Here is a 20,577-nt window from a genome sequence, read left to right on the forward strand (position 1 = left end):
GCGCCATGACCGCCATTATCAGCAGCTGCAATTCTTGCAGGTGCACGGATTGCAACGGCAGCCCGCGCCGGTCGCGCAGCCGCAATTGCCGGTGCGCTCGATTTCCTTGTTTTTCGGATAGCTCATTTTCAGTCTCCTTTTTCGTTGCTCACAAGCGAGCGAATCGCCATATAGCCTCCGTACCATGGTACAGAGTCAAGTTGTGCAATCGCTGACCATCGGAAAGCTCGCCGCCGCCGGCGGAGTGGGCGTCGAGACGGTCCGCTTTTATCAGCGCCGAGGGCTGCTCGGCACGCCAACACGCCACGGCGCGGTTCGGCGCTACGGTACCGAGGACGTGCGCCGCTTGCGTTTCATCCGGCAGGCCCAGGCCGCGGGGTTCACCCTCGAACAGATACGCGAGCTGCTCGACCTCGACGCGAGCGACGATCGCACCCGCGCCCGCGCGCTGGCCAACGACCGCGTCAAAGCGTTGGACGCGAAAATCGTCGAGCTTCAACAGGCTCGGGACGCGCTCAAGCGGCTGGCGCGGGAGTGCGGCAGCGGCTCGCCGGGCCCGTGCCCCATCCTTACGTCATTCGACGTGTGAAGGTCGGCGGCTAAACGGCGTTCAACGCATTCGCGAAGTCAGCGATCAAATCGTCGGCATTCTCGCAGCCGATCGAGATGCGCACGAGGTTGGGCGTGATGTCGAGCTGTTTCTTGCGTTCATCGGGCACCGACAAATGGGTCATCGCGGCGGGGGCGCTGGCGAGGGTCTCGGTGCCGCCGAGGCTGACCGCGAGATTGGCGATCTGCAGCGCGTCGAGGAAGGCGAAGGCTTCTTTCTCGCCGCCCTTCAAATAAAGCGAGAAGGTCGATCCGGCGCCGGTGCAGTGGCGCTTGTAGATGTCGGCCTGGCGCGATCCCTCTTCGAGGAACCCGAGATAGCCGATCTTCTCGACCTTCGGGTGGCTCTTGAGGAAGTCGCAGACCTTGGCGGCGTTCTCGCCGGCGCGGTCCATGCGCAGCTCCAGCGTCTCCAAACTGCGCAGCAGCATCCACGCGGTGTTGGGGTCGCAGATGGTCCCGATCGTGTTGCGCATCATGCGCATCTGGTTGATCAAGCCCTTCTCGCCGACGATGCCTCCGGCGACGAGGTCGCTGTGCCCGCCGATATATTTGGTGAGACTGTAGACCGAGAGGTCGGCGCCCTGCACCAGCGGCTTGGCCCACAGCGGGCCGAGGAAGGTGTTGTCGATGGCGATGGGGGGCTGATCGCCGGCGCCGAACGCGCCGTCACGCGCGGCGGCAACCGCCTCGACGTCGACCAGCATGTTGGTCGGGTTGGCCGGGCTTTCCAGATAGATCAGGCTGACCCGGCCCTTCTCCCTGCCCTTGGCGAGGGCGGCATCGATCTCCTCACGGGTCGCGCCGGCCGGAAAATCGACCCAGGAGATGCCGAACTGGCCGAGGATCTTCGCGATCAGGGTTTCGGTCGCCGCGTAGAGTGGGCCTGAATGGACGACGCAGTCGCCGGGGCGGACGAACGTCAGCAGAAGCGTCGCGATCGCCGCCATGCCGCTCGAGAAAGCGAGCGCGTCCTCGGCGTCTTCCCAAACCGCAAGCCGATCCTCGAGGATCTCCTGGTTGGGGCCGTTGAAGCGCGAGTAGATGAGCCCTTCGGCGCCGCCAGGGCGCTTGCCGGTGACGCCTTCGAAGAAGCGCTTGCCCGCGGCCGCACTCTCGAACACGAAGGTCGAGGTGAGGAAGATCGGCGGCTTCAACGAGCCCTCGCTGAGCTCCGGGTCGAAGCCGTAGCCGAGCATCAAGGTCTGCGCGCTCAATTTGCGGTTACCGATCTGCGTCGGGGACGGGCGCGGCGGCCGGTGCTGCGAGGTGCCGCTGGTTTCGTCTTCGGTGGGCAAATGAGGTCTCCTAGTTTGACCCGCGCATTAGCCCCAACACCGTGGCTGCGCCAATCAACAGCTTGCGGGCTGCCGATAAGGTCAGCTTGTCGGCGTCAGCCGGGAATGGCGATCGCGCTCAGCTGCCGGCCGTAGTCCGCTTCCCCGCGGTGCGTCGCGCGGCGGAAGCTGAAGAAGCGGTCGGGGTCGGCATAGGTGTCGAGGTTGAGTGCCTCGACCTCGCCGATGCCGGCGGCGAGCAGCCGGTGCACGACATAGGATTCAAGGTCGAATTGCGCCTTGTCCCAACGACCGTCGGCGAAGAAGCGCGCGTTGTCGGGGTTGGCCGTCAGGAAGCGCGCGCGGAACGCCTCGTCGACTTCGTAGGACGGTTGCGCGATGCACGGTCCGATCGCGGCGTGGATATTCTCGCGCCGCGCGCCGAGACGCTCCATCGCCTCGATCGTCGCGTCGGTTACTCCCGCGAGCGCTCCGCGCCAGCCCGCGTGGGCGGCGCCGACGACCACCGCATGATGGTCGGCGAACAGCACCGGTGCGCAGTCGGCGGTGAGGATCCCGAGCAGCAAATTGGGCGTGTCGGTGACGAGCCCGTCGGCGCGTGGGCGTTCGTCCTGCGGCCACGCATGGCCCGCGGCGACAACCTCAGCCGAGTGAATTTGGTGGACGGTGGCAAGCTCCGCCTCGGGATGAAGCGCCGCAATCGCGAGCCGGCGGTTGCCGGCGATCGCCTCGCGGTCATCGCTGCTGCCATAACCGACATTGAGGCCGGCCATTTCGCCGACCGACATCCCGCCGCGCCGGCCGAGGAAGCCGTGCGGGAATTGGCCGAGACTGATCGCGCGAATGACTTCGACGCTCAGAGGCTCTTCCTCATGATGATGTCCTCGTCGGCGTGATTGCCGACCATGAAGTCGTAGCGTCCGACCGCCTCGAATCCATAGCGGTCGTAGACGCGCCGAGCGCGATGGTTGTCGACGAACACGGTGAGATAGAGCCGGTCGGCGCCGCGCCTCCTCGCTTCGTCGATCGTCCAGTCCATCAGGCCGTGCGCGATGCCGGTGCCGTGATGTTCCTTGAGGATATAGAGCTGGTCGAGGAGAAGCGCAGGGCTGTCCTCCTCGACCGGAAGTTTCATGGGGCCGATCTTGACGTAGCCGACCGCCTCTCCGTCGACCTCCGCGATTCGGCACGCAAACGCCGGGTCATGGAGCTGTGCTTCCCAATCGGCGATCCCGAAGCTCGATAGGAAGGCGCCCAGGTCCTCGGGCGAGTAGAGATGCGCAAAGGTGTCGCAGAAGCTCGTGTTGAAGATGCGGTCGAGGGCGGCGGCGTCCGCCCGCGTCGCGTCGCGATAAGCGACCGTCATGCGAAGCCCGCCGGCGCCGGCCAATCGGGAGAATGGATGGCGATGACCTTGAACAATTGACCCATCTGGTCGCGCGAGGTCAGGCGTTCGAAGGTGATTTGCAAGTCGTTAGCGCGTTCCGGATTGGCGCGCGCAAGCGCCTGAGCACGGGCTTCAATGCCAAGGCGGATCAGCCATTCACCCTGAGCAACGACCGGCGTGACCGCGGCGCCCGCGTCGGTGGCGGCTTCGGCGACGGCCTGGAAGTCGACGTGGGCAGTCAAATCTTGCTCGCCAGGGTCTGCGAGGACCGGCACGAAGCGGTGACCACGCACCGCCTGGAGCGTGTCACCGGGGGCGCTGCGCTCATGGCCGTAATCGATGACGATCGCCGCGCCGCCTTTGGCGGCCAAGCAGGTCGCGACGGAACGGATAGCTTCGTCGCGCGCAGGCGAGGTCTCGAGGACTTCGCCGTCGCGGTCGAAGGTGAGGCCGCCACCCGAAACGACCACGCGACGTTCGACGCCTCCGACATGCTGGCGGATCGGCAGCGCGTCCAGAAACTCGTTGGCGACAAGCAGGAGCGGCCTGGCGGGTAAATCGTCGATGCTGTCATGCCACTGCCCGTCGGGCACGGTTTTCCGTTGCATCTTCCGAAGCACTGGACTGGTTTCGACCAGGTGCACTTCGCCGCGAAAGCCCGCCGCGCGCATGATTCTCAGCGCATCGGCGGCGAGCGTGCCGCGACCTGGTCCGAGCTCGGCGTAGATCGCGTCAGCCGGAGCACCGGCGCGCTTCCAGCGATCGCCGAGCGCGCCGCCGATCATTTCCCCGAACATCTGGCTGATTTCGGGCGCGGTCGTGAAGTCGCCTTGCGCGCCGAGCGGGTCGCGCGTCGCGTAATAATATTCGTTGCAGGCGTTCATGAAGGCTTCGACGCTGATCGGGCCCTCGGCTTTGATGCGGTCGCGGAGCGCGCGTTCGAGCGGCGTCACGCTACCGAAGCGGTTCCCGCCGTCGATTCCACACGCACGCGCCGCTTCGCGGCAGTGAGCATCAGATAGAGCCCGCCGAGGATCATCGGCAGCGACAGCCACTGGCCCATGTGGAGATGGGTTGCCTGGGCGAATCCGACGAGCTGGCTGTCAGGCTCGCGGATGAACTCGATGCCGAAGCGGAAGCAGCCGTAGAAGAAGATGAAGGCCCCGACGAGCTTGCCCGGGTCATAGCGCGCCTTGGTCTTCCAGAACATCCAGCCGAGGATCGCGCCAAGCACGAGGCCTTCGAGGATCGCTTCGTACAGCTGGCTTGGGTGGCGCGGCGGCCCGAGCACGCGCTGGCCGAACTGGTTATATTCCTGGAAGCGGATGGCCCAGGGGACAGTCGTCGGCGCGCCCCACAGCTCCTGGTTGATGAAGTTGGCGAGCCGGCCGAAGAACAGGCCGAACGGCACGCAGCAGGCGACATAGTCGTGAATGCGCAGCCAATTGAGCTTCTGCTTGTGCGCGAAGTAGAAGATGCCAAGCGACGTGCCGATCACGCCGCCGTGGAACGACATGCCGCCGTCCCACAGCTTCAGGATTTCGATCGGGTGCCGCAGATATTCCCCGAGATTGTAGAACAGCACATAGCCGAACCGGCCGCCGAAAATGACTCCCAGCGCAGCGTAGAAGACGAGGTCGTCGGCATGGCGGCGAGCCATCGGCGCGCCCGGCTGCTTGAGCAATTTGAGCAAATACCAATAGCCGATGAAAATGCCGGCGAGGTAGGCGAGGCTGTACCAGCGAAGGTCGAACGGGCCGATGTGGAGCGCGACCGGCGACAGCCCGAGGTCGGGAAACGCGGTGAACCGGGAATAGTCGACGGCTTGCAAGGGCTTCCCCATCAATGTTGAGCGCCTCATAAGGCGGGCAAGGCGAAAGGCAAAGGAAGCTCAACCCTCCATGCAAAGCGATCTCGACAGACGTTTTGACGAAGTGCTGGCCGCGGTCACTGGACCGGGCGGCACGCTCGAGGTCGAGCGGGACGAGCAGGGACGCGTGATTGTCGCCAAGCTGCCGCCCACACTGCCTTCGCTCTTTCGCGCCTTCTGCGCCCTCAACGGCGCCGCCGAAGCCGTGGTCGCGGGCGACGAGCGGCTGACCTTCGCCGACCTCGACCGCATCTCCGAACGGCTTGCCTACGGCCTTGCCGCGCGCGGCATCGGCAAGGGCGACCGGGTCGGGATCATGATGCGCAACTGCCCGGCGTGGGTGGTCAGCTACATGGCGGTCCTCAAGGCGGGCGGGGTCGCCACCCTGCTCAACGGCTGGTGGGAAGCGCATGAGGCCGAGCATGCGATCACGCTCACTGACCCAAAGCTGATCATCGCCGACGGGCCGCGCGCCAAAAGGATTGCCGAGCGCTGTCCGGACCGCAGCCTCGTCAGCCTGCCGATCGAACTGCCGGTCGAGCAGGCCATCGCCGAGCTGCTGGCGGATGCCGATGGCACGGCCTTGCCCGAGGTCGGTCCCGAGGACGATGCGACGATCCTGTTCACCTCCGGCTCGACTGGCGAGTCGAAAGGCGCGCTGTCGACGCACCGCGCGGTGACCACCGGGACCTATGCCTATACGAGCGGGCTGGTCGTGCTCCGCGAGCTGCTGACGCAGGACGGCAAAGCGCCGACCGCGCAGGCGCGGACATTGCTCACCGTTCCCCTGTTCCATGTCACCGGCGAGGTGCCCGTGATGCTCAACAGCCTGGTCATCGGCCGCTGCCTCGTGATGATGCCGAAATGGGATGCGAGCGAAGCGCTGCGGCTCATCGAGAAGGAGAAAATCACCTATTTCGTCGGCGTGCCGACGATGAGCCTCGAGCTGCTGAACCATCCCGAGCGGCATAACCATGATTTGAGCTCGCTGACCGACATCACGGCGGGCGGCGCGCCGCGCCCGGTGAGCCACGTCGAACGGCTGAGGACGGAATTCCCGAACGCCCAGCCGGCGCTCGGTTATGGGCTGACCGAGACGAACGCCGCGGGCTGCGCGAACTATTGGGGCAATTATGTCGCCAAGCCAGCGTCGACCGGCAGGGCACAGAAGCCGATCATCGAGCTTTCGATCCTCGGTGCCGCAGACCGCCACCTTCCACCCGGCGAGGTCGGCGAAATCGCGATCCGCAGCGCGGCGAACATCAAGGCCTATTGGCGCAATCCCGCCGCCACCCAGGCGGCGTTCACCAGCGACGGACATTTCCGCACCGGCGACATCGGCTATCTCGATGAGGACGGGTATTTGTTCATCGTCGACCGCAAGAAGGAAATCATCATCCGCGGCGGCGAGAACATCTCGGCGGCCGAAGTGGAAGCGGAATGCTACGCCTGCCCGGCGGTCGCCGAAGCCGCGGTGTTTGGCGCGCCCGACGAGCGGCTGGGCGAAGTGCCGATGGCGGTCATCCACGTGAAGAACGGCGAAGCGCTGGGCGAGGCTGACCTGCGGACCTTCCTTGACGGGCGTATCGCCAAGTTCAAAATCCCCGAGCGGATCATCTTCTCGGACGAGCCGCTGCCGCGCCTCGGCACGGGCAAGATCGACCGCCGGGCGCTCAAAGCCCAATTCGCGCATTGAAGCTCGACCGCCGCAGCCTTTTGATCGGCGGGGGAGCGGGCGTCGGGCTGATCGTGGCGGTCGCGCTGTGGCCGCGCCGCTGGACGAGCGAGCTATCCGTCGGGAGCGGCGAGGAAGCGTTCGGCTCGTTCATCAAGATTGCACGCGACGGAAAGATCACGGTTGCAGTGCCGCAGGTGGAAACCGGGCAGGGCATCTGGACGGCACTGCCGCAGATCGTCGCCGACGAGCTTGGGGCGGCGTGGGAAACGATTGCCGTCGACCCGGCGCCGTTGGCGAAGGGCTATGCCAACCCGCTGGCCGGGGAGGAGGGGTGGCCCGGGAATATGCGGATCACCGCGAATTCGACCTCGATTCGGGGCTTTGAGCGGCCGCTGCGGGAGGCGGCGGCGACGGCCAGGGAAATGCTGATTGGCGCGGCGGCTGATCGGTGGAATATCGATGCCGCGAGATGTGACACGGCGGACGGGTTCGTCATCAGCGGCGTCAGGACAGCGACTTTCGGCGAGCTCGCCAAAGAAGCCGCGGAGCGCCGCCCGACGGCGCATCCGCCGCTGCGCACGGCCGAGAAGTCGCGGCTGACCGGCCAGCCGCTCCAGCGGCTCGACGGCCCCGCCAAGGCCGACGGCAGCTGGCGCTTCGCCGGCGACGTGCGGCTTCCCGGAATGCTGTTCGCTTCGGCGCGGATGGCGCCGCCGGGCGGGCGCCTGAAACGCTATTCGCGCGAGGCCATGTCCAGCGTCCCGGGCATTCGCCACGTCGCTGCGCGCGAGGGCTGGATCGCAGTCGTCGCCGATAGCTGGTGGGCGGCACAGCGCGCGCTTCATGCGGCCGATCCTATCTTTTCCGGCGTCAAAGTGCCGCCCGGCACAGCGCGCACAACATTCGAGCGGGCGCTGGCGAACGGGGACGCGGAACGATGGTTCAGCCGCGGCGATTATGTCTCCGCGGTTCGCGGGTCGCGGCCCCTGGCGGCGACCTATTATGCAGCGCCATCCCAGCATCTGAGCCTTGAGCCGTTGACCGCCACCGCGCGGATTGGTGCGAACGGCGCGGAAATCTGGGCGGCAACGCTCGCACCCGGGTTCGGCGCGGCGAATACCGCGACTCTTTATCCGATGAGCCCGGGAGAACCGGCGGGCCAGGCGATGGAGTCGATCGCCGGACCGATCGCGCTCGAGCTTGCACGCGCCACTGGCCGGCCGGTGCAAGTGATGCTTTCGCAATCATCGACCCAGAACCACGCCCGCGTCGCGCCGGGAGCGCTCGCGCGGATGACCGCGCTACCGGGCGCGGGCGGGATCACCGCCGCTTGGGCAATGAAGGTCGCGACCGTCGATGGGCTTGGCGGTGCACTGGCGAGGCTGTCCGGCAAAGGCGCCCCTAGCGAGTTCGGCAAGTCGGCGTTCGACGGTGCGGTCCCGCCTTACTCGATCCCCGACGTCCGCATCGACGCGGTGCACTTGGCGCTTCCATACGTGGCGGGATACATGCGCGGCTCCCCGAGCCGAGAGTTCGCCTTCTTCACCGAAAGCTTCGTCGACGAGCTCGCCCATGCCGCGGGAATGGAGCCGCTCGGCTTCCGCATGGCGATGCTCGGCGGAAACGGGCGGCTCGCCCGGTGTCTGCAGGCGGCGGCGCGCCTTGCCAATTGGGACGGCGGCGGGTCGGGGAGCACGATGGGGATCGCCGGCGCCTCGGCCTTCGGCTCGCACATCGGACTGGTTGCGATGGCGAGCATCGGCGACGATCAGCGCGTCAAGGTGCATCGGCTGTTTGCCGCGGTCGATTGCGGCCGCGCAGTCAGCCGAGGGCTCGTCGAGCAGCAGATCGCAGCCGGCCTGATCTGGGCGCTGGGGCAGGCGACTGTTCCGGCACTCGAATGGGTCGCGGGCATGCCGCGCGCGCGGCCGATCGGCGGCATTGCATTGCCGCGCCTTGTCGACGCACCTGAGGTCGTGGTCGAAATCATCCCCAGCAGCGAAGCGCCGGGCGGAGTGAGCGGTCTCGGCTGCATCCCGCTCGCGCCGGCGGTCGCCAATGCGATCCACGCCGGATCGGGCAAGCGCATGCGCTCGCTGCCGTTCGATCCGATGGCAGCGGGATGACGCGGCCGTCCGACCATGCGCAATTGCCCAAGCCGAAGGTCGGCGTACTGCTGATCAACCTCGGCACGCCCGATGCGCCCGAGGAGCGCGCCGTGCGCCGCTACCTCGCCGAGTTCCTCAGCGACCGCCGCGTGATCGAGATTCATCCCGCGCTGTGGAAGCCGATCCTCCACGGCTTGGTCCTGCGCACGCGGCCGAAGAAATCGGCCGAGGCGTATAATCAAGTGTGGACTAACGAAGGCTCGCCGCTGCGCGCCATCGCGCACCGTCAGGCCGAGGCGTTGCGCCGGCGACTGCCGGGCATCAGCGTGCATGTTGCGATGCGCTACGGCCATCCGGGAATCGCCCAGGCCATCGAGAATATGGCGACCGAGGGATGCACGCGCATTCTCGCGGCGCCGCTGTACCCGCAATATTGCGCGGCAACGACAGCGACGGCCAACGATGCGGTGTTCGGAACGCTGGCGCGGATGCGGTGGCAGCCGGCACTACGGACGCTGCCGCCTTATTATGACGACCCGCTCTACATCGCGGCGCTGAAGGCGCACATCGAGCGGCAGTTGCGCGCGCTTGATTTCACACCCGAGCGGCTGTTGCTGAGCTTCCACGGAATGCCGGTGCGGACGCTCGAGCTCGGCGATCCCTATCACTGCCACTGCCGTAAGACGGCGCGGTTGCTGGCCGAGGCGCTGGGCCGCGAGGTGGACGTCGCGTTTCAGTCAAGGTTCGGGCGCGCGAAATGGCTCGAGCCGGCAACCGACGCGACGCTGGCCGCTTATCCGCGAGGCGGCGTCAAAAGCGTGGCGGTCGCGGCGCCGGGCTTCTCCGCCGATTGCATCGAGACTCTCGAAGAGCTTGGCATCCGCGGCCGCGAGACGTTCGGCAAGGCCGGCGGCGAGCGCTTCGCGCTGCTCGACAGCCTCAACGACGCGCCCGAGAGCATCGCGATGCTGCAAGCGCTGATTACGCGCGAACTTGCAGGCTGGCTGGCAGAATCATAAGCGCCGACTCCGGAGAGAGGAGAGGTTCATGGCTCGAGTGGCGATCGTCACTGGCGGCACGCGCGGCATCGGCGAGGCGATCAGCATCGCGCTCCGCGACATGGGACTGAAGGTCGCTGCCAATTACGCCGGCAATGAGGAACGCGCGCGTGAATTCAGCGCGCGCACCGGCATTGCGTCATACAAGTGGGACGTCGGCGATTTCGACGCGTGCCAGGAAGGCGTCCGCCAGGTCGAAGCCGACCTCGGACCGGCCGATGTGCTGGTCAACAACGCCGGGATCACGCGCGACGGTACGATGCGCAAGATGGACCGCAAGCAGTGGGACGAGGTGATCGACGTCAACCTCGGCGGCTGCTTCAACATGGCCAAGGCGGTGTTCGACGGAATGAGCGCGCGCAAATACGGCCGGATCGTCAACATCGGCTCGATTAACGGCCAGGCGGGCCAGTACGGGCAGGTCAATTACGCCGCCGCCAAGTCCGGAATCCACGGCTTCACCAAGGCGCTGGCGCAGGAAGGCGCCCGCGCCGGCGTCACGGTCAACGCGATCGCGCCCGGCTATATCGATACCGACATGGTCGCCGCGGTGCCCGAGGACGTGCTCGGCAAGATCGTCGCGCGCATTCCGGTCGGGCGGCTCGGCAAGGCGGAAGAGATCGCCCGCGGAGTGGCTTTCCTGGTCGATGAGAATGCGGGCTTCGTCACGGGTTCGACGCTGTCGATCAACGGCGGGCAGCACATGTATTGATGACGGAGTACGCGCCGCCGAGGAAACGATCCGTCCTGATTGCCGGTCATCCGACGTCGATCAGCCTCGAGCCGATGTTCTGGACTGCGCTGGAAGCGGCTGCGCGTGAGCGAGGCTGTCCCGTGAACGCGCTGGTGGCGGAGATCGACGTTTCCCGGCTCGACGCCGAGCGGCCGCCCAACCTCACCTCCGGGATCAGGCAGTGGCTGTTCGCGCGCGCGACAGGATCGAGCGGGTGAAGGCGGCGCCACCGTCCGGCGCATGGTCCAGGAAAAGCGACGGCTCGATCAGCTCCAGCTCCATGATCCTGAGCGTGCCCTCGTCGTCCGGGACGATGTCGACGCGAGCATAGGCCGCTACGGCGGGCGCCGCTTCGAGCGCCACTTGGGCAAGCTGCACGGCACCGTCCGGCGGCGAGGCGCACGGCAGCGTCACCCCGCCGTGATGTTCCTGGACGCGGAAATCGCCTGCCTTCGGGCGTTTGACGACGGCGTGGCTATATTCGCCGTCGAACAGCATCAGTGAGAATTCACCGGTTCGCGCTATCTCCTCGATCAGCGGCTGGACGATCATCGGCAGCCCGCGGCTGTCGGCTGGAAGGTCATCGTTTGGGCCAAGCCTGTGGGCGCCCATCGCGCTTGCGGAAACCGGCGGCTTTACCACCAGCCAATCGCTGCCGAACTGCCGCCGCGCCTCCTCGAGATCGGCGTCGCAGCAGCTTTCAACCGCGAGTGTTGGCACGGTCGAAACGCCAAGGTCGGCCAGCTCGGCGAGATAGGCCTTGTCGCCGTTCCAGCGCAGCAGTTCCGGAGGATTGACCATCCGCCACTGCTCGCTTTCCGCACGGTCGACGAAATCGAGCCAGCCTGCATAATCGAGGTGATAGCCCCACACGAGGAGCGGCAACACGAGGTCGAAGCCGGAGAGGTCGCCCGCCTCGGTCCAGATGATCGGCTCGACCTCTGCGCCCGCACCGGCCAGCGCTTCGGCCTCGGGGTCGTAGCTCCACCGCCACGGCTCAGGATAGTCCCTGTCCGGGACCAGAATGGCACAGCGCATCAGCGCCCGAGCAGGATTCGCGCCTGACCCGCGATCTGGGCGAGCATCGACGCGCTGACATGTCCTTCGCTGCGTGCCCGTCCGACGAGCTTACGGAACTGGGCGATGCGCTCGCCATGGTCGGCGATCCACTGCTCGACGCCGTCATCCACGTCCGCGCCGCGGCAACGCCCGAGGAACTCAATGCGCAGCTGCTCGAAGTCGCGCGCGAGGCCGGCGGTAAGCAGCCGTTCCCACGGGTCGGAAGCGACGAACCGGGCGACCTGCTGCTGCGCCCAGTCGAGGCCGAGCGCCTCGCCCAGGCGCGTGTAGGCGCGGGTCGCCTCGAGCTCGTCGAGTTTCTTGCGCGCCGACAGCGCGGCGACGCCGAACACGCCGTCGAGCTCGTACAGGCGGACGAGCAGGCGGACGATGTCGTCGCTCGCGCCAAGCGCCACCAGCCGATCGCGCCGGGCGGCCGCCTCGCTTTTGACCTCGGCGCGGATGAGCTTGGTCGCCGCCGCCGAAATCTTGCGGACGCCCGGCTCGAGCAAGGCGCAGAGCTTCTTGACGCTGGTCTCGCCACCGCCCGCGCGAAGCACATCGGCGAGGTGCGAGCTGATGCTCGCCGCGGCGATCGAAAAAAGCTCGATGCGCACCGTTTCGGGGAGGTCGTCCTGCTCGATCTCCGTCCACAGCTTGTCGAGGTCGAGCAGCCGCTCGGCGACGAGGAACGCGGCGACGACCTGCTGAAGCGACGCGCCTTCTTCTTCGGTGAGGTCGAACGCGACGCCGGGGCCGAGCCGATTGACGAGGCGGTTGGCGACCTTGGTTGCGACAATCTCGTTGCGCAGGCGGTGGGCGCGGATCGAATTGGCATGGGCTTTGCGCATCGGGCGCGGGAAGGCGTCGAACAGTTGCGATCCGACCATCGGATCGTCAGCCAGCTGCAGCTCCTCGGCAGCGTCCTGAAGCACGAGCTTGGAGATCGAAAGGACGACGGCAAGTTCGGGCCGCGTGAGGCCGCGATTGTCCTGCGCGCGGCGGATCAGGTCCTCGCTTGAGGCGAGCCCCTCGACCTTGCGGTCGAGCCGGCCCGATGCTTCCAACAGTTCGATGGTGCGGACATGGCCCGGCAGGGCCTGCCCGCCGCCCGCTTCGGCGATCGACAGGGCAAGCGTCTGCAGGCGATTGTCCTCGAGCACGATCTCGGCAACGTCGTCGGTCATCCTCGCGAGCAGGCTGTTGCGCCTGTCGAACGAAAGGCTTCCCTCGCGCATCTCGCGGTTGAGCGGGATCTTGATGTTCACTTCATTGTCGGAGCAATCGACCCCGGCGCTATTGTCGATGAAGTCGGTGTTGATGCGGCCGCCGTGCTCGGCGAACTCGATGCGCCCCGCCTGGGTGATCGCCAGGTTCGCGCCCTCGCCGATGACCTTCGCGCGAAGCTCTGCGGCGCTGGCGCGGAGCGCGTCGTTGGACGGGTCGCCGACGTCCGCCTGGGACTGGCCCGACGATTTGATGTATGTTCCGATGCCCCCGAACCAGAGCAGGTCGACGGGAGCCTTGAGGATCGCATTGATGAGGGTGGTCGGATCGACCGCCTTGGCGTCGATGCCGAGCGCCGCGCGGGCTTCGGCGCTGAGCGGAATCGACTTCTCGGTGCGCGGCCAGACCCCGCCGCCCCTACTGATCAGGTGCTTGTTGTAATCGTCCCAGCTCGAGCGCGGCAGCTCGAACATCCGCTTGCGCTCGGCCCAGCTCTTTGCCGGATCGGGATCAGGATCGATGAAGATGTGGCGGTGGTCGAACGCGGCGATCAGCTTGAGCGACTTCGACAGGAGCATGCCGTTGCCGAAGACGTCGCCGGACATGTCGCCGCAGCCCGCGACGGTCACTTCGTCGCTCTGAACGTCGACACCCATTTCGAGGAAGTGGCGCTGGACGGAGATCCAGGCGCCCTTCGCCGTGATGCCCATCGCCTTGTGGTCGTAACCGTGGGAGCCGCCGCTGGCGAACGCGTCACCGAGCCAGAAATTGCGCGACAGCGCGATCTCGTTGGCGATGTCGGAGAAGGTCGCGGTACCCTTGTCCGCCGCAACGACGAAATAAGGGTCGTCGCCGTCGTGGATGACCACAGAGTCGGGGTGAACGACCTTGTCGTTGACGAGATTGTCGGTCACCGAGAGGAGGGAACGGATGAAGATGCGGTAGCTTTCGGTGCCTTCGGCGAGCCACGCGTCGCGACTGGACATCGGGGGCAGCTGCTTGGGGTAGAATCCGCCCTTCGCGCCCGTCGGGACGATCACCGCATTCTTGACCACCTGCGCCTTCATCAGTCCGAGGATCTCGGTACGGAAATCGTCGCGCCGATCCGACCAGCGCAAGCCACCGCGCGCGACCGGGCCGCCGCGCAAGTGGATTCCCTCGACACGCGGCGAATAGACCCAGATCTCGCGCCACGGCACCGGTGCGGGCAGGCCAGGCACCATGCTGCTGTCGATCTTGAACGCGAGCGCTTCCTCGGCCGCAGGCGCGAACGCATTGGTGCGCACGATCGCCTCGACCAGTGCGCGCAAGCGCCGCAGGATCCGGTCGTCGTCGATCGAGCGCACCTTCGTGAGGCTGCGCTCTAGCTGCTCATGGTAGCCGGCGACCTGCTCGTTGCGCTCTCTGGTCGCCGGATCGTGGGCCGTCACGAACAGCCCGATCAACGCGCGGGTCGCGTTGGGCGCCCGGCGTAGGGCGTCGACGACAGTGACCAGTCCGAAGCTGCTGCCGGTCTGGCGCAGGTAACGGAACCAGGCGCGCAGCCAGACAACCGCCTGCATGTCGAGATCTGCGTAGAGCACGAGCTGGTTGAACTCGTCGTCCTCGGCGCTGCAGCGAAGGACCCTCGCGATCGCGTCTTCGATCTCGGATGCGCGGCGAAGGATCGCCTGCTCGTCGGTGCCGGCGCTGACCTCAACCCGGAAGTCGTGGATGTAACCGTTGCCGCCGCTAAGCGCAGTCGGGAATTCCTCGAGCACTCGGAAGCCGAAATTCTCGAGGACCGGGACCACGTCGGACAGCGGGATGAGCGCGCCCCTGCGGTACGTCTTGAGCCGGAAATAACCGGGCGGATCGATGTCCAGCCGCGACAGGCGCACGGCGCGGTCGTCTTCGTCCGCGAGGTCGCACAACCGCAGGATGTCGGCCGCGCCTTCCTCGGGCGCGGTGCGGGCGCGGTATCCGTCGGGAAAGCTGTTGATATAGGTCAGCGCCAGCCTGGTCGCGCGAGGAACTCCGGCAGCAGCGATCAGCTCGCCCTCGACCGCGGGCGACCAGCCCCGCACCATCTCGACGACGGCGGCATCGAGACCCGCCGCATCGGGCGATGGAGCCTCCTCATCGATATATTGCGTGTAGCGGATAAGCGCGAGGTCGCCGTCGCCGAGCTCGACCGACCAGCTGGTGATCTCGCGGCCGACCTCATGCTCGAGCAGCATCGCGATCGCGGTGCGGCGGGCGGTGGTCAGTTCCTCTCGGGGGAGCCAGACGAAGGTGAACAGCTGGCCTTTGAGGATCGAGCGGACCTGCAGCAGCGCCGGGCGCGGGCGGTCGGCAAGCGACATCGCCATCATCACCAGTGCGCGCAGCGACTGATAATCGACCGCAATGACTAGGTCGCGCGGCAACGACGCGACGGCGTGGCGAAGCGCCTTGCCGGAATGGCCCTTGGGATCGAAGCCGAAGTCGTCCGCCAACTGCTTGAGGCGCTCACGCAGCACGGGCACCTTTTCGGGCGGGACTCGCAACGCCTCGCTGGTCCACAAGCCAGCGTGAACCCCGATGCCGGTGATCCTACCCTCGTCCACGACCGGGATGACGACGAGGTCGAGCGGCACGCGACGATGGACGGTTGATTTGCGTTCGGCCTTGGCCATCAGCGGTGCGACGCCGCCTTTTTCGAAATAGCGCATCGCGCCATAGGCACCGCCTTCATCGGTCGGGGCACCGGGGATGCTGAAGATGCCGAGCGCGTCCGACGGGACTTCGTGGGGCTTTTCGACGTGGTAGCCGAGCAGGGTCATTGCGCCGTCCGCGAACCAATTGAGCAGCGCCGCCCCTTCGGCATCTGGAATCGCGGCAGCGTCCTTGCGCATCAGGCTCTGCAGCGATTCCCAGTCGCGCACCGCAAGCCGAACGTCGCCCAGCACCCGACGCAGGTCGGCAGCGAGCTCCTGACGCCCGCGCGCGTCGGCGCGGTCGAGCTCGAGATACATCATCGACTCGCGCCGCTTCTTGTCGCCGCACAACGATTCAACCGATCGCAGCTCGCCTGCCGCGTCGCGGGTGACGCACACGACCGGGTGGAGCAGGCGATGAATGGTAAGCTGCCGGGACGCGATCGCATTGGCGACTGAATCGACCAGGAAGGGCATGTCGTCGTTGACGATGCCGATGCGCATTCGGCGGTTACCCGCCTCGCCGCCAATCGATTCGATCGACAGGGCGAGGTCGCCCGCCTCGCGGGTCGCAGCGAGCTCGGCGAGGAATTCGGCGGCCGCGCGTTCGCCTTCGCGGGTCAGTCCCTGAGTTTCGCCGGGAATCGCGTTTCCGGTCAGCGCCTTTCTGATTGACTCGACCAAGGGCGGGTCCAGGCGCTGGTGGGCCGTCATGTAGGGAACTTGCTCCGAAACGATCGTAGGGTGCCGGCGGGGCTATAGACCTGCGGTCAATGAGCGGACAACCCTCGGCGGTCAGGCGATGCGGCGGATCGCCCGTTCGACCAGGGCCGCGTCAGCAACCAATGCGACCGGCTCGTGCCGGCCGTCGGGACCTCGGCGCGTGATCACGACCGCGAACTCCTCTTCGGCCGGAACGTCGTCGAGCGAGATGGTCGGTGCTGCCCGGAGCTTCGCCCGAGCGGATTCGCTTTTGGTGTCGGGCTTCGCATCGGGACGCCGCGCGTGGCGCTCCGCTGCGACCAGAGCCTTTAGGCCGCCTGGCTGCTTGTCGATGAAGCTTTGAAGCTCGCCGGCCGGTAGTTCCTGGCGATGCGCGAAGGAAAGAGTCGCAGCAAATTCCGTCAGGCGCGCCTTGTCGTAATCGATCCCGAACACCAGCTTGACGATCGGGGTCATCGGCGCACGCGCCTGCGCCTTTACACCCGATTCCTCGAGCAGTTCGGCATATTCCTCGGGGTTGGCCTGCGCGGCCAGCGCGAAGTCGTAGGCCAGCGAAAGCGCCTTGTAGAGCGCCGCCCTCGATCGGCCCTCACCCGCCTTGACGGATTCGGCCGTTTCGCGCGCCGCCCACAGGCGGTCGGCAAGTCCGGCATCGGCGTTGAGCAAGCGTTCGGGCGCGGCCAGTGCATCTTCATCGCCCGACGGGCCGTCCTCCCATGCGAAGGGGACGTGGGGCTCTGCGGCCGGTCCTTCTTCCGGCGATTCCGCCGGCGCCGAGAGGTCAGTTGGTTCGTCGATGATTTCGGCGCGGTGAGCCGGTTCGAGCGGCTGTTCCTCGTCGCGGCCGACCTCGGGTTCAGTGAACTCGACTCTCGGCAACTCGACGGGGACGTCGATCGCCGACGCGTGGGCATCGACACGCTTCCAGTTGATCACGCCGTAAATAAAGTCGATTTCCTCTCCGTTCGACGAGAAGGGCATGAGGATGCCGCGGTAGCAGATCGTCGCGCCGGCGGGGTTCTCGAACTCGGCCTCGAAGCCGACCGGCGCGCGGTTGGCGATGATCTGCATATAGTGATCGGTCAGCCGCGAGAGCAGCGACCGGCTCGGCACGTCGGCGATGGTGCGCACATCGTCGTCGAGGCCGCATTCGTCGCGAATCGCCGTGCCGACATAAGGGATCGCGGGGTCGTCGCGGCCGCAGGTGAAATCGAGCAGGACGCTGTGGCTGGCGAAGTCCTCGACCTCGCCCGGCTCGAGGTCCTCGATCGTGGGAAAATCGCGTCCGCGCAGAAGCGAGACCCAATGGTTATAGGCGCGGACATGCATCCGCCGCTCATCGGTGCCGATCGCCGCGGCGACGTCATAAGGTTGCGCAACTTCGCCCGCCTGCGGCAGGTCGAAGTCGGTCGGATATTCGCGAAAACTATCCATTGACGTGCGCCGGCCCCGCTTTCTCCACTCAGCCGACAGTTTCGCCGAGCCGCGTTACGAAAGCGTTAAGCATAACTGGTTAGCAGCCGGGTGGCGCTTGCGGGGCTCGGCGGGCGCTGATAGGGGCCGCGCTTCCTGAAAAAGAGCAAGCCGCTTTAGCTCAGCTGGTAGAGCACATCATTCGTAATGATGGGGTCAGGTGTTCGAGTCACCTAAGCGGCACCACTCCCATAATCTATTCAGAGACTTGGACCCGGACGCCACGACCGGCGCGTGAATTATCGGGCAAGTTCCGGCACTTGTGCTCAAGCGCGCATCATGTTCTCGCGCCAAGAGAGCAAATTGGCCGCGCCGAATGGGCGATCTAAGCCCGCGATTCTCTGGAGCCCGAATTCGCTGCCACCAGATGCAGATGCGAGTTAACGCGAAGCCTGGTTGAAGCCAAAGTATCGCCGTTGTTCATCCCATGGGAGCGGGATGTCGGCCGCCCTGAGGAGGCGCCGGCCCGTGATCGTTGCCGGCTGGCGACCTTCGATGATCGCAACAATGATATCCGGGGCTAGCCAGCTCACTCGCAGAAGCTGCCAGAGGTGCCGCTTACTGTAGCGCGAAACGATAGGATCGGGATCACTCGTGAGTGCACTTTGCTGCGCCAGCACGGCAAGCGTGATCAGCTTAACGAGCACCGGGTCGGCGTCCTCGGGCGCCGCGTCGCTGGGACGCAGAACCAGCTTAAGCTCGTTGCCTCGCCGAGCGAGATCGGCTGGAATGAGGATCTGGTTTTCGACGTCGTCACCGATGTTCACGACGATCTTTGACGATTTGAGCTGAACCCTGACATTGTTCTCAAGCAACATCCTGCGCTGCTCCGGAACGCTGCACTGGTCCAAACCTATGGGCTCTTCGAAGGGGGAGCCCAGCTCGGCAGCGCGGCGGGTCAAGGCTGTCTCGACGCAGCGCAAAACAGCGCGGTCGATATCACCTGCCGGTATCCGCCAAGCGGGCTTCCGATCCTCAGCTGGCTTCAGTCGAGTGACATAGTAGCGATGCTGACGAGTTCCCTTCGTCGTGAAGACCGGCGTCATCGGCCGACCATCTTCGTTCGTGATCAGGCCTGTGAGTAGGCTCGGCGTGCGGGTTCGTTTCCCATGCAGGCGTTCGCGCCGATTGGTCGCCAACAGCAGTTGGACCTGGTCCCAAACGCCGTCGTCGATGATGGCATCATGCTCGCCATCGAACAGTTCGTCGCGATGGCTCACTTTGCCGACGAAGAGCGGGTTCTGGAGCAGTTGGGCGAGAGACCCTCGGGTAAAGAAGACACCCCCGACGGATCGCCCATTCGCAAATGACCGAACCTTCGTTCGAATGCCGACAGTGGCAAGCTCATCGGCGAGAGCACCGACCGAACCGAGTTCGAGGTACCTGCGAAAGATCAGCCGAACCGTCTCTGCCTCCGGCTCCTCGATCAGGAGCTTCCGGCTCTCCAGCCGATAGCCAATAGGAATCGGACCACCCATCCACATGCCTTTGCGCTTCGACGCCGCAACCTTGTCGCGGATCCGCTCGCTGGTGACCTCGCGCTCGAACTGCGCGAACGACAACAGCACATTCAGCGTCAGCCGACCCATGCTGGTTGTGGTGTTGAACGACTGTGTAACGCTGACAAACGAGGCGCCGGCTTTGTCTAGCACTTCAACTATACGAGCGAAGTCGGCGAGACTTCGGGTCAAGCGGTCGATCTTGTAGACGACGATGACGTCCACCCTTCCGGCGGCTACGTCGGCAAGCAATTGCTGGAGCGCCGGCCTGGCCATGTTCCCGCCAGACCAGCCCCCATCGTCATAATGCTCGTTGACCCGCTCCCAGCCTTCATGAGCCTGGCTGAGGATGTAGGCAGCACAAGCTTCACGCTGGGCATCGAGACTGTTGAATGCCTGCTCCAATCCCTCTTCCGTCGACTTCCGGGTGTAGATGGCGCAGCGCCGCTTCATTGCTCGGCCACTCGGCTGACCGATTTGCGCTTCTTTAGGCCGAAGAAGGTCGGTCCTGACCAATGGGTGCCAGTGATGGCCGTCGCGACCTGCGTCAATGAGCTGAAGCGCCTCGCGTCATACTCGTAGCCATCATCGAGCACGAGCACATGGTGCACCCTGCCCTGCCATTGCCGGACGAGCCTCGTTCCGGACTTAAGCGATGGTCGCTTCGAGTTGATCAGCTCTTCGCCTCGCCGGAGCCGATCGGCGGCCCGCTCCAGCTCGCGTTTGATGTGGCTCGGCACATCGCCATGCACACGCGACTGAAGCTTCCAGGCAATGCCTCGTCGGAGCAGGTCCGGCCCGATATCGGGGGCCGGCTTGCGCCAGCACTCGCGCCATTTGGCGCGGAGCTGCGCCGGAGACATTCCGGGCAGCTCCGCCAGTTGCTGTTCGAGAGCACTCATTCGGCCCTGGCCGCAGCTGGCGCCGCCTCGATCCGATAGGCTGTTTTGCCATCCGGCCGCTCCTCTTTGAGCAGGTTGCTAGTCTTCCGCACGCCCGTCAGGAAGGCGCGGCAGCTGTGCTCCTTCCAGCCGGTAGACTTCATGATCTCGACGAGGGTCGCGCCATTGCCACGGGAGAGCATCTTCTTGACGGTCGCGCTCTTGGAGAGTTTCTTTGTCTGCTTGGCCATTGTGGGTCTCCTTGCGCCAGCATGATGGCTGGCACTGACCCAAGC

At 65.8% G+C, this 20,577-nt stretch carries 17 protein-coding genes and 1 tRNA gene; 7 read left to right on the forward strand and 11 right to left on the reverse strand.

Features of this window, described 5'->3' with window-relative positions; all coding sequences use genetic code 11:
- Nucleotides 1-184 precede the first annotated feature (184 nt).
- Entirely contained in the window at nt 185-589 is a 405-nt protein-coding gene (locus ACJ8FR_RS03480; protein ID WP_407827224.1) for a MerR family transcriptional regulator, read from the forward strand.
- A gap of 10 nt (nt 590-599) precedes the next feature.
- Here the strand turns inward: ACJ8FR_RS03480 and ACJ8FR_RS03485 are convergent, their stop codons facing one another.
- The 5 genes from ACJ8FR_RS03485 to lgt all read right to left on the reverse strand — a co-directional run bounded on the left by ACJ8FR_RS03485 (nt 600) and on the right by lgt (nt 5,137).
- Nucleotides 600-1,907, reverse strand: a complete 1,308-nt coding sequence (locus ACJ8FR_RS03485) for a cystathionine gamma-synthase family protein (RefSeq protein WP_407827225.1) — start codon at nt 1,905-1,907, stop codon at nt 600-602.
- Between the two features lie 95 nt (nt 1,908-2,002).
- A complete protein-coding gene (gene pgeF / locus ACJ8FR_RS03490) occupies nt 2,003-2,695 on the reverse strand; it encodes a peptidoglycan editing factor PgeF (RefSeq protein WP_407827226.1) in 693 nt (230 codons plus the stop codon).
- Nucleotides 2,696-2,763: 68 nt separating this feature from the next.
- Nucleotides 2,764-3,273 (reverse strand): N-acetyltransferase family protein, encoded by a 510-nt coding sequence (locus tag ACJ8FR_RS03495; protein WP_407827227.1) that lies wholly within the window; start codon nt 3,271-3,273, stop codon nt 2,764-2,766.
- Nucleotides 3,270-4,247, reverse strand: a complete 978-nt coding sequence (locus tag ACJ8FR_RS03500; protein WP_407827228.1) for a class I SAM-dependent methyltransferase — start codon at nt 4,245-4,247, stop codon at nt 3,270-3,272. Before ACJ8FR_RS03500 ends, ACJ8FR_RS03495 begins: the two co-directional genes overlap by 4 nt.
- Complete coding sequence (gene lgt, locus ACJ8FR_RS03505; protein WP_407827229.1) at nt 4,244-5,137, reverse strand: prolipoprotein diacylglyceryl transferase; 894 nt, start codon at nt 5,135-5,137, stop codon at nt 4,244-4,246. Before lgt ends, ACJ8FR_RS03500 begins: the two co-directional genes overlap by 4 nt.
- A gap of 58 nt (nt 5,138-5,195) precedes the next feature.
- Between lgt and ACJ8FR_RS03510 the strand changes: the two genes are divergently transcribed.
- From ACJ8FR_RS03510 to ACJ8FR_RS03530, 5 genes are read left to right on the forward strand one after another with little or no spacing between them, the layout of a single operon-like run.
- Nucleotides 5,196-6,860, forward strand: a complete 1,665-nt coding sequence (locus ACJ8FR_RS03510; protein ID WP_407827230.1) for a class I adenylate-forming enzyme family protein — start codon at nt 5,196-5,198, stop codon at nt 6,858-6,860.
- Nucleotides 6,857-8,968, forward strand: coding sequence for a molybdopterin cofactor-binding domain-containing protein (locus tag ACJ8FR_RS03515; RefSeq protein ID WP_407827231.1), 2,112 nt, complete (start codon nt 6,857-6,859; stop codon nt 8,966-8,968). Before ACJ8FR_RS03510 ends, ACJ8FR_RS03515 begins: the two co-directional genes overlap by 4 nt.
- Nucleotides 8,965-9,969 carry a ferrochelatase gene (gene hemH / locus ACJ8FR_RS03520; RefSeq protein WP_407827232.1) on the forward strand — a complete coding sequence of 335 codons (1,005 nt, stop codon included), beginning with the start codon at nt 8,965-8,967 and terminating at the stop codon, nt 9,967-9,969. Before ACJ8FR_RS03515 ends, hemH begins: the two co-directional genes overlap by 4 nt.
- Nucleotides 9,970-9,997: 28 nt before the next feature.
- A complete protein-coding gene (gene phbB, locus ACJ8FR_RS03525; RefSeq protein WP_407827233.1) occupies nt 9,998-10,720 on the forward strand; it encodes an acetoacetyl-CoA reductase in 723 nt (240 codons plus the stop codon).
- Nucleotides 10,720-10,959 carry a ribbon-helix-helix domain-containing protein gene (locus ACJ8FR_RS03530; protein ID WP_407827234.1) on the forward strand — a complete coding sequence of 80 codons (240 nt, stop codon included), beginning with the start codon at nt 10,720-10,722 and terminating at the stop codon, nt 10,957-10,959. Before phbB ends, ACJ8FR_RS03530 begins: the two co-directional genes overlap by 1 nt.
- On the opposite strand, the gene ACJ8FR_RS03535 is transcribed toward ACJ8FR_RS03530, so the two are convergent.
- The 3 genes from ACJ8FR_RS03535 to ACJ8FR_RS03545 all read right to left on the reverse strand — a co-directional run bounded on the left by ACJ8FR_RS03535 (nt 10,916) and on the right by ACJ8FR_RS03545 (nt 17,862).
- Nucleotides 10,916-11,779 carry a RimK family alpha-L-glutamate ligase gene (locus tag ACJ8FR_RS03535; RefSeq protein ID WP_407827235.1) on the reverse strand — a complete coding sequence of 288 codons (864 nt, stop codon included), beginning with the start codon at nt 11,777-11,779 and terminating at the stop codon, nt 10,916-10,918. The two genes, ACJ8FR_RS03530 and ACJ8FR_RS03535, sit on opposite strands and share 44 nt — an antisense overlap.
- Nucleotides 11,779-16,419: an NAD-glutamate dehydrogenase gene (locus ACJ8FR_RS03540; protein ID WP_407827236.1), complete on the reverse strand. Its 4,641-nt coding sequence runs from the start codon at nt 16,417-16,419 to the stop codon at nt 11,779-11,781. Before ACJ8FR_RS03540 ends, ACJ8FR_RS03535 begins: the two co-directional genes overlap by 1 nt.
- Nucleotides 16,420-16,500: 81 nt before the next feature.
- Nucleotides 16,501-17,862, reverse strand: coding sequence for a hypothetical protein (locus ACJ8FR_RS03545; protein ID WP_407827237.1), 1,362 nt, complete (start codon nt 17,860-17,862; stop codon nt 16,501-16,503).
- 149 nt (nt 17,863-18,011) lie between these two features.
- On the opposite strand from ACJ8FR_RS03545, the gene ACJ8FR_RS03550 reads away from it, so the two are divergent.
- A tRNA-Thr gene (locus tag ACJ8FR_RS03550) sits at nt 18,012-18,087 on the forward strand.
- A gap of 194 nt (nt 18,088-18,281) precedes the next feature.
- Here the strand turns inward: ACJ8FR_RS03550 and ACJ8FR_RS03555 are convergent.
- The 3 genes from ACJ8FR_RS03555 to ACJ8FR_RS03565 are packed head-to-tail and all read right to left on the reverse strand — an operon-like array spanning nt 18,282 to nt 20,532.
- Nucleotides 18,282-19,853 carry a recombinase family protein gene (locus ACJ8FR_RS03555; protein ID WP_407827238.1) on the reverse strand — a complete coding sequence of 524 codons (1,572 nt, stop codon included), beginning with the start codon at nt 19,851-19,853 and terminating at the stop codon, nt 18,282-18,284.
- The gene (locus ACJ8FR_RS03560) at nt 19,850-20,302 is read right to left on the reverse strand and encodes a DUF2924 domain-containing protein (protein WP_407827239.1); all 453 of its coding nucleotides are present in this window, start codon (nt 20,300-20,302) and stop codon (nt 19,850-19,852) included. The genes ACJ8FR_RS03555 and ACJ8FR_RS03560 overlap by 4 nt, the downstream gene beginning before the upstream one ends.
- Nucleotides 20,299-20,532 (reverse strand): DUF3489 domain-containing protein, encoded by a 234-nt coding sequence (locus ACJ8FR_RS03565; protein ID WP_407827240.1) that lies wholly within the window; start codon nt 20,530-20,532, stop codon nt 20,299-20,301. Before ACJ8FR_RS03565 ends, ACJ8FR_RS03560 begins: the two co-directional genes overlap by 4 nt.
- Between the last annotated feature and the right edge of the window lie 45 nt (nt 20,533-20,577).

This window comes from Sphingomonas sp. (assembly GCF_045810705.1).
In the GTDB taxonomy this organism is placed as follows: Bacteria; Pseudomonadota; Alphaproteobacteria; order Sphingomonadales; family Sphingomonadaceae; genus Sphingomicrobium.

Bases quoted from the DNA above. Each gene is read 5' to 3' on its own strand.
- ACJ8FR_RS03480 (WP_407827224.1), top strand. From the start codon at position 185: ATGGTACAGAGTCAAGTTGTGCAATCGCTGACCATCGGAAAGCTCGCC.
- pgeF (WP_407827226.1), bottom strand. From the start codon at position 2,695: ATGTCGGTCGGCGAAATGGCCGGCCTCAATGTCGGTTATGGCAGCAGC.
- ACJ8FR_RS03495 (WP_407827227.1), bottom strand. From the start codon at position 3,273: ATGACGGTCGCTTATCGCGACGCGACGCGGGCGGACGCCGCCGCCCTC.
- lgt (WP_407827229.1), bottom strand. From the start codon at position 5,137: ATGGGGAAGCCCTTGCAAGCCGTCGACTATTCCCGGTTCACCGCGTTT.
- ACJ8FR_RS03510 (WP_407827230.1), top strand. From the start codon at position 5,196: ATGCAAAGCGATCTCGACAGACGTTTTGACGAAGTGCTGGCCGCGGTC.
- hemH (WP_407827232.1), top strand. From the start codon at position 8,965: ATGACGCGGCCGTCCGACCATGCGCAATTGCCCAAGCCGAAGGTCGGC.
- phbB (WP_407827233.1), top strand. From the start codon at position 9,998: ATGGCTCGAGTGGCGATCGTCACTGGCGGCACGCGCGGCATCGGCGAG.
- ACJ8FR_RS03530 (WP_407827234.1), top strand. From the start codon at position 10,720: ATGACGGAGTACGCGCCGCCGAGGAAACGATCCGTCCTGATTGCCGGT.
- ACJ8FR_RS03535 (WP_407827235.1), bottom strand. From the start codon at position 11,779: ATGCGCTGTGCCATTCTGGTCCCGGACAGGGACTATCCTGAGCCGTGG.
- ACJ8FR_RS03540 (WP_407827236.1), bottom strand. From the start codon at position 16,419: ATGACGGCCCACCAGCGCCTGGACCCGCCCTTGGTCGAGTCAATCAGA.
- ACJ8FR_RS03545 (WP_407827237.1), bottom strand. From the start codon at position 17,862: ATGGATAGTTTTCGCGAATATCCGACCGACTTCGACCTGCCGCAGGCG.
- ACJ8FR_RS03555 (WP_407827238.1), bottom strand. From the start codon at position 19,853: ATGAAGCGGCGCTGCGCCATCTACACCCGGAAGTCGACGGAAGAGGGA.
- ACJ8FR_RS03560 (WP_407827239.1), bottom strand. From the start codon at position 20,302: ATGAGTGCTCTCGAACAGCAACTGGCGGAGCTGCCCGGAATGTCTCCG.
- ACJ8FR_RS03565 (WP_407827240.1), bottom strand. From the start codon at position 20,532: ATGGCCAAGCAGACAAAGAAACTCTCCAAGAGCGCGACCGTCAAGAAG.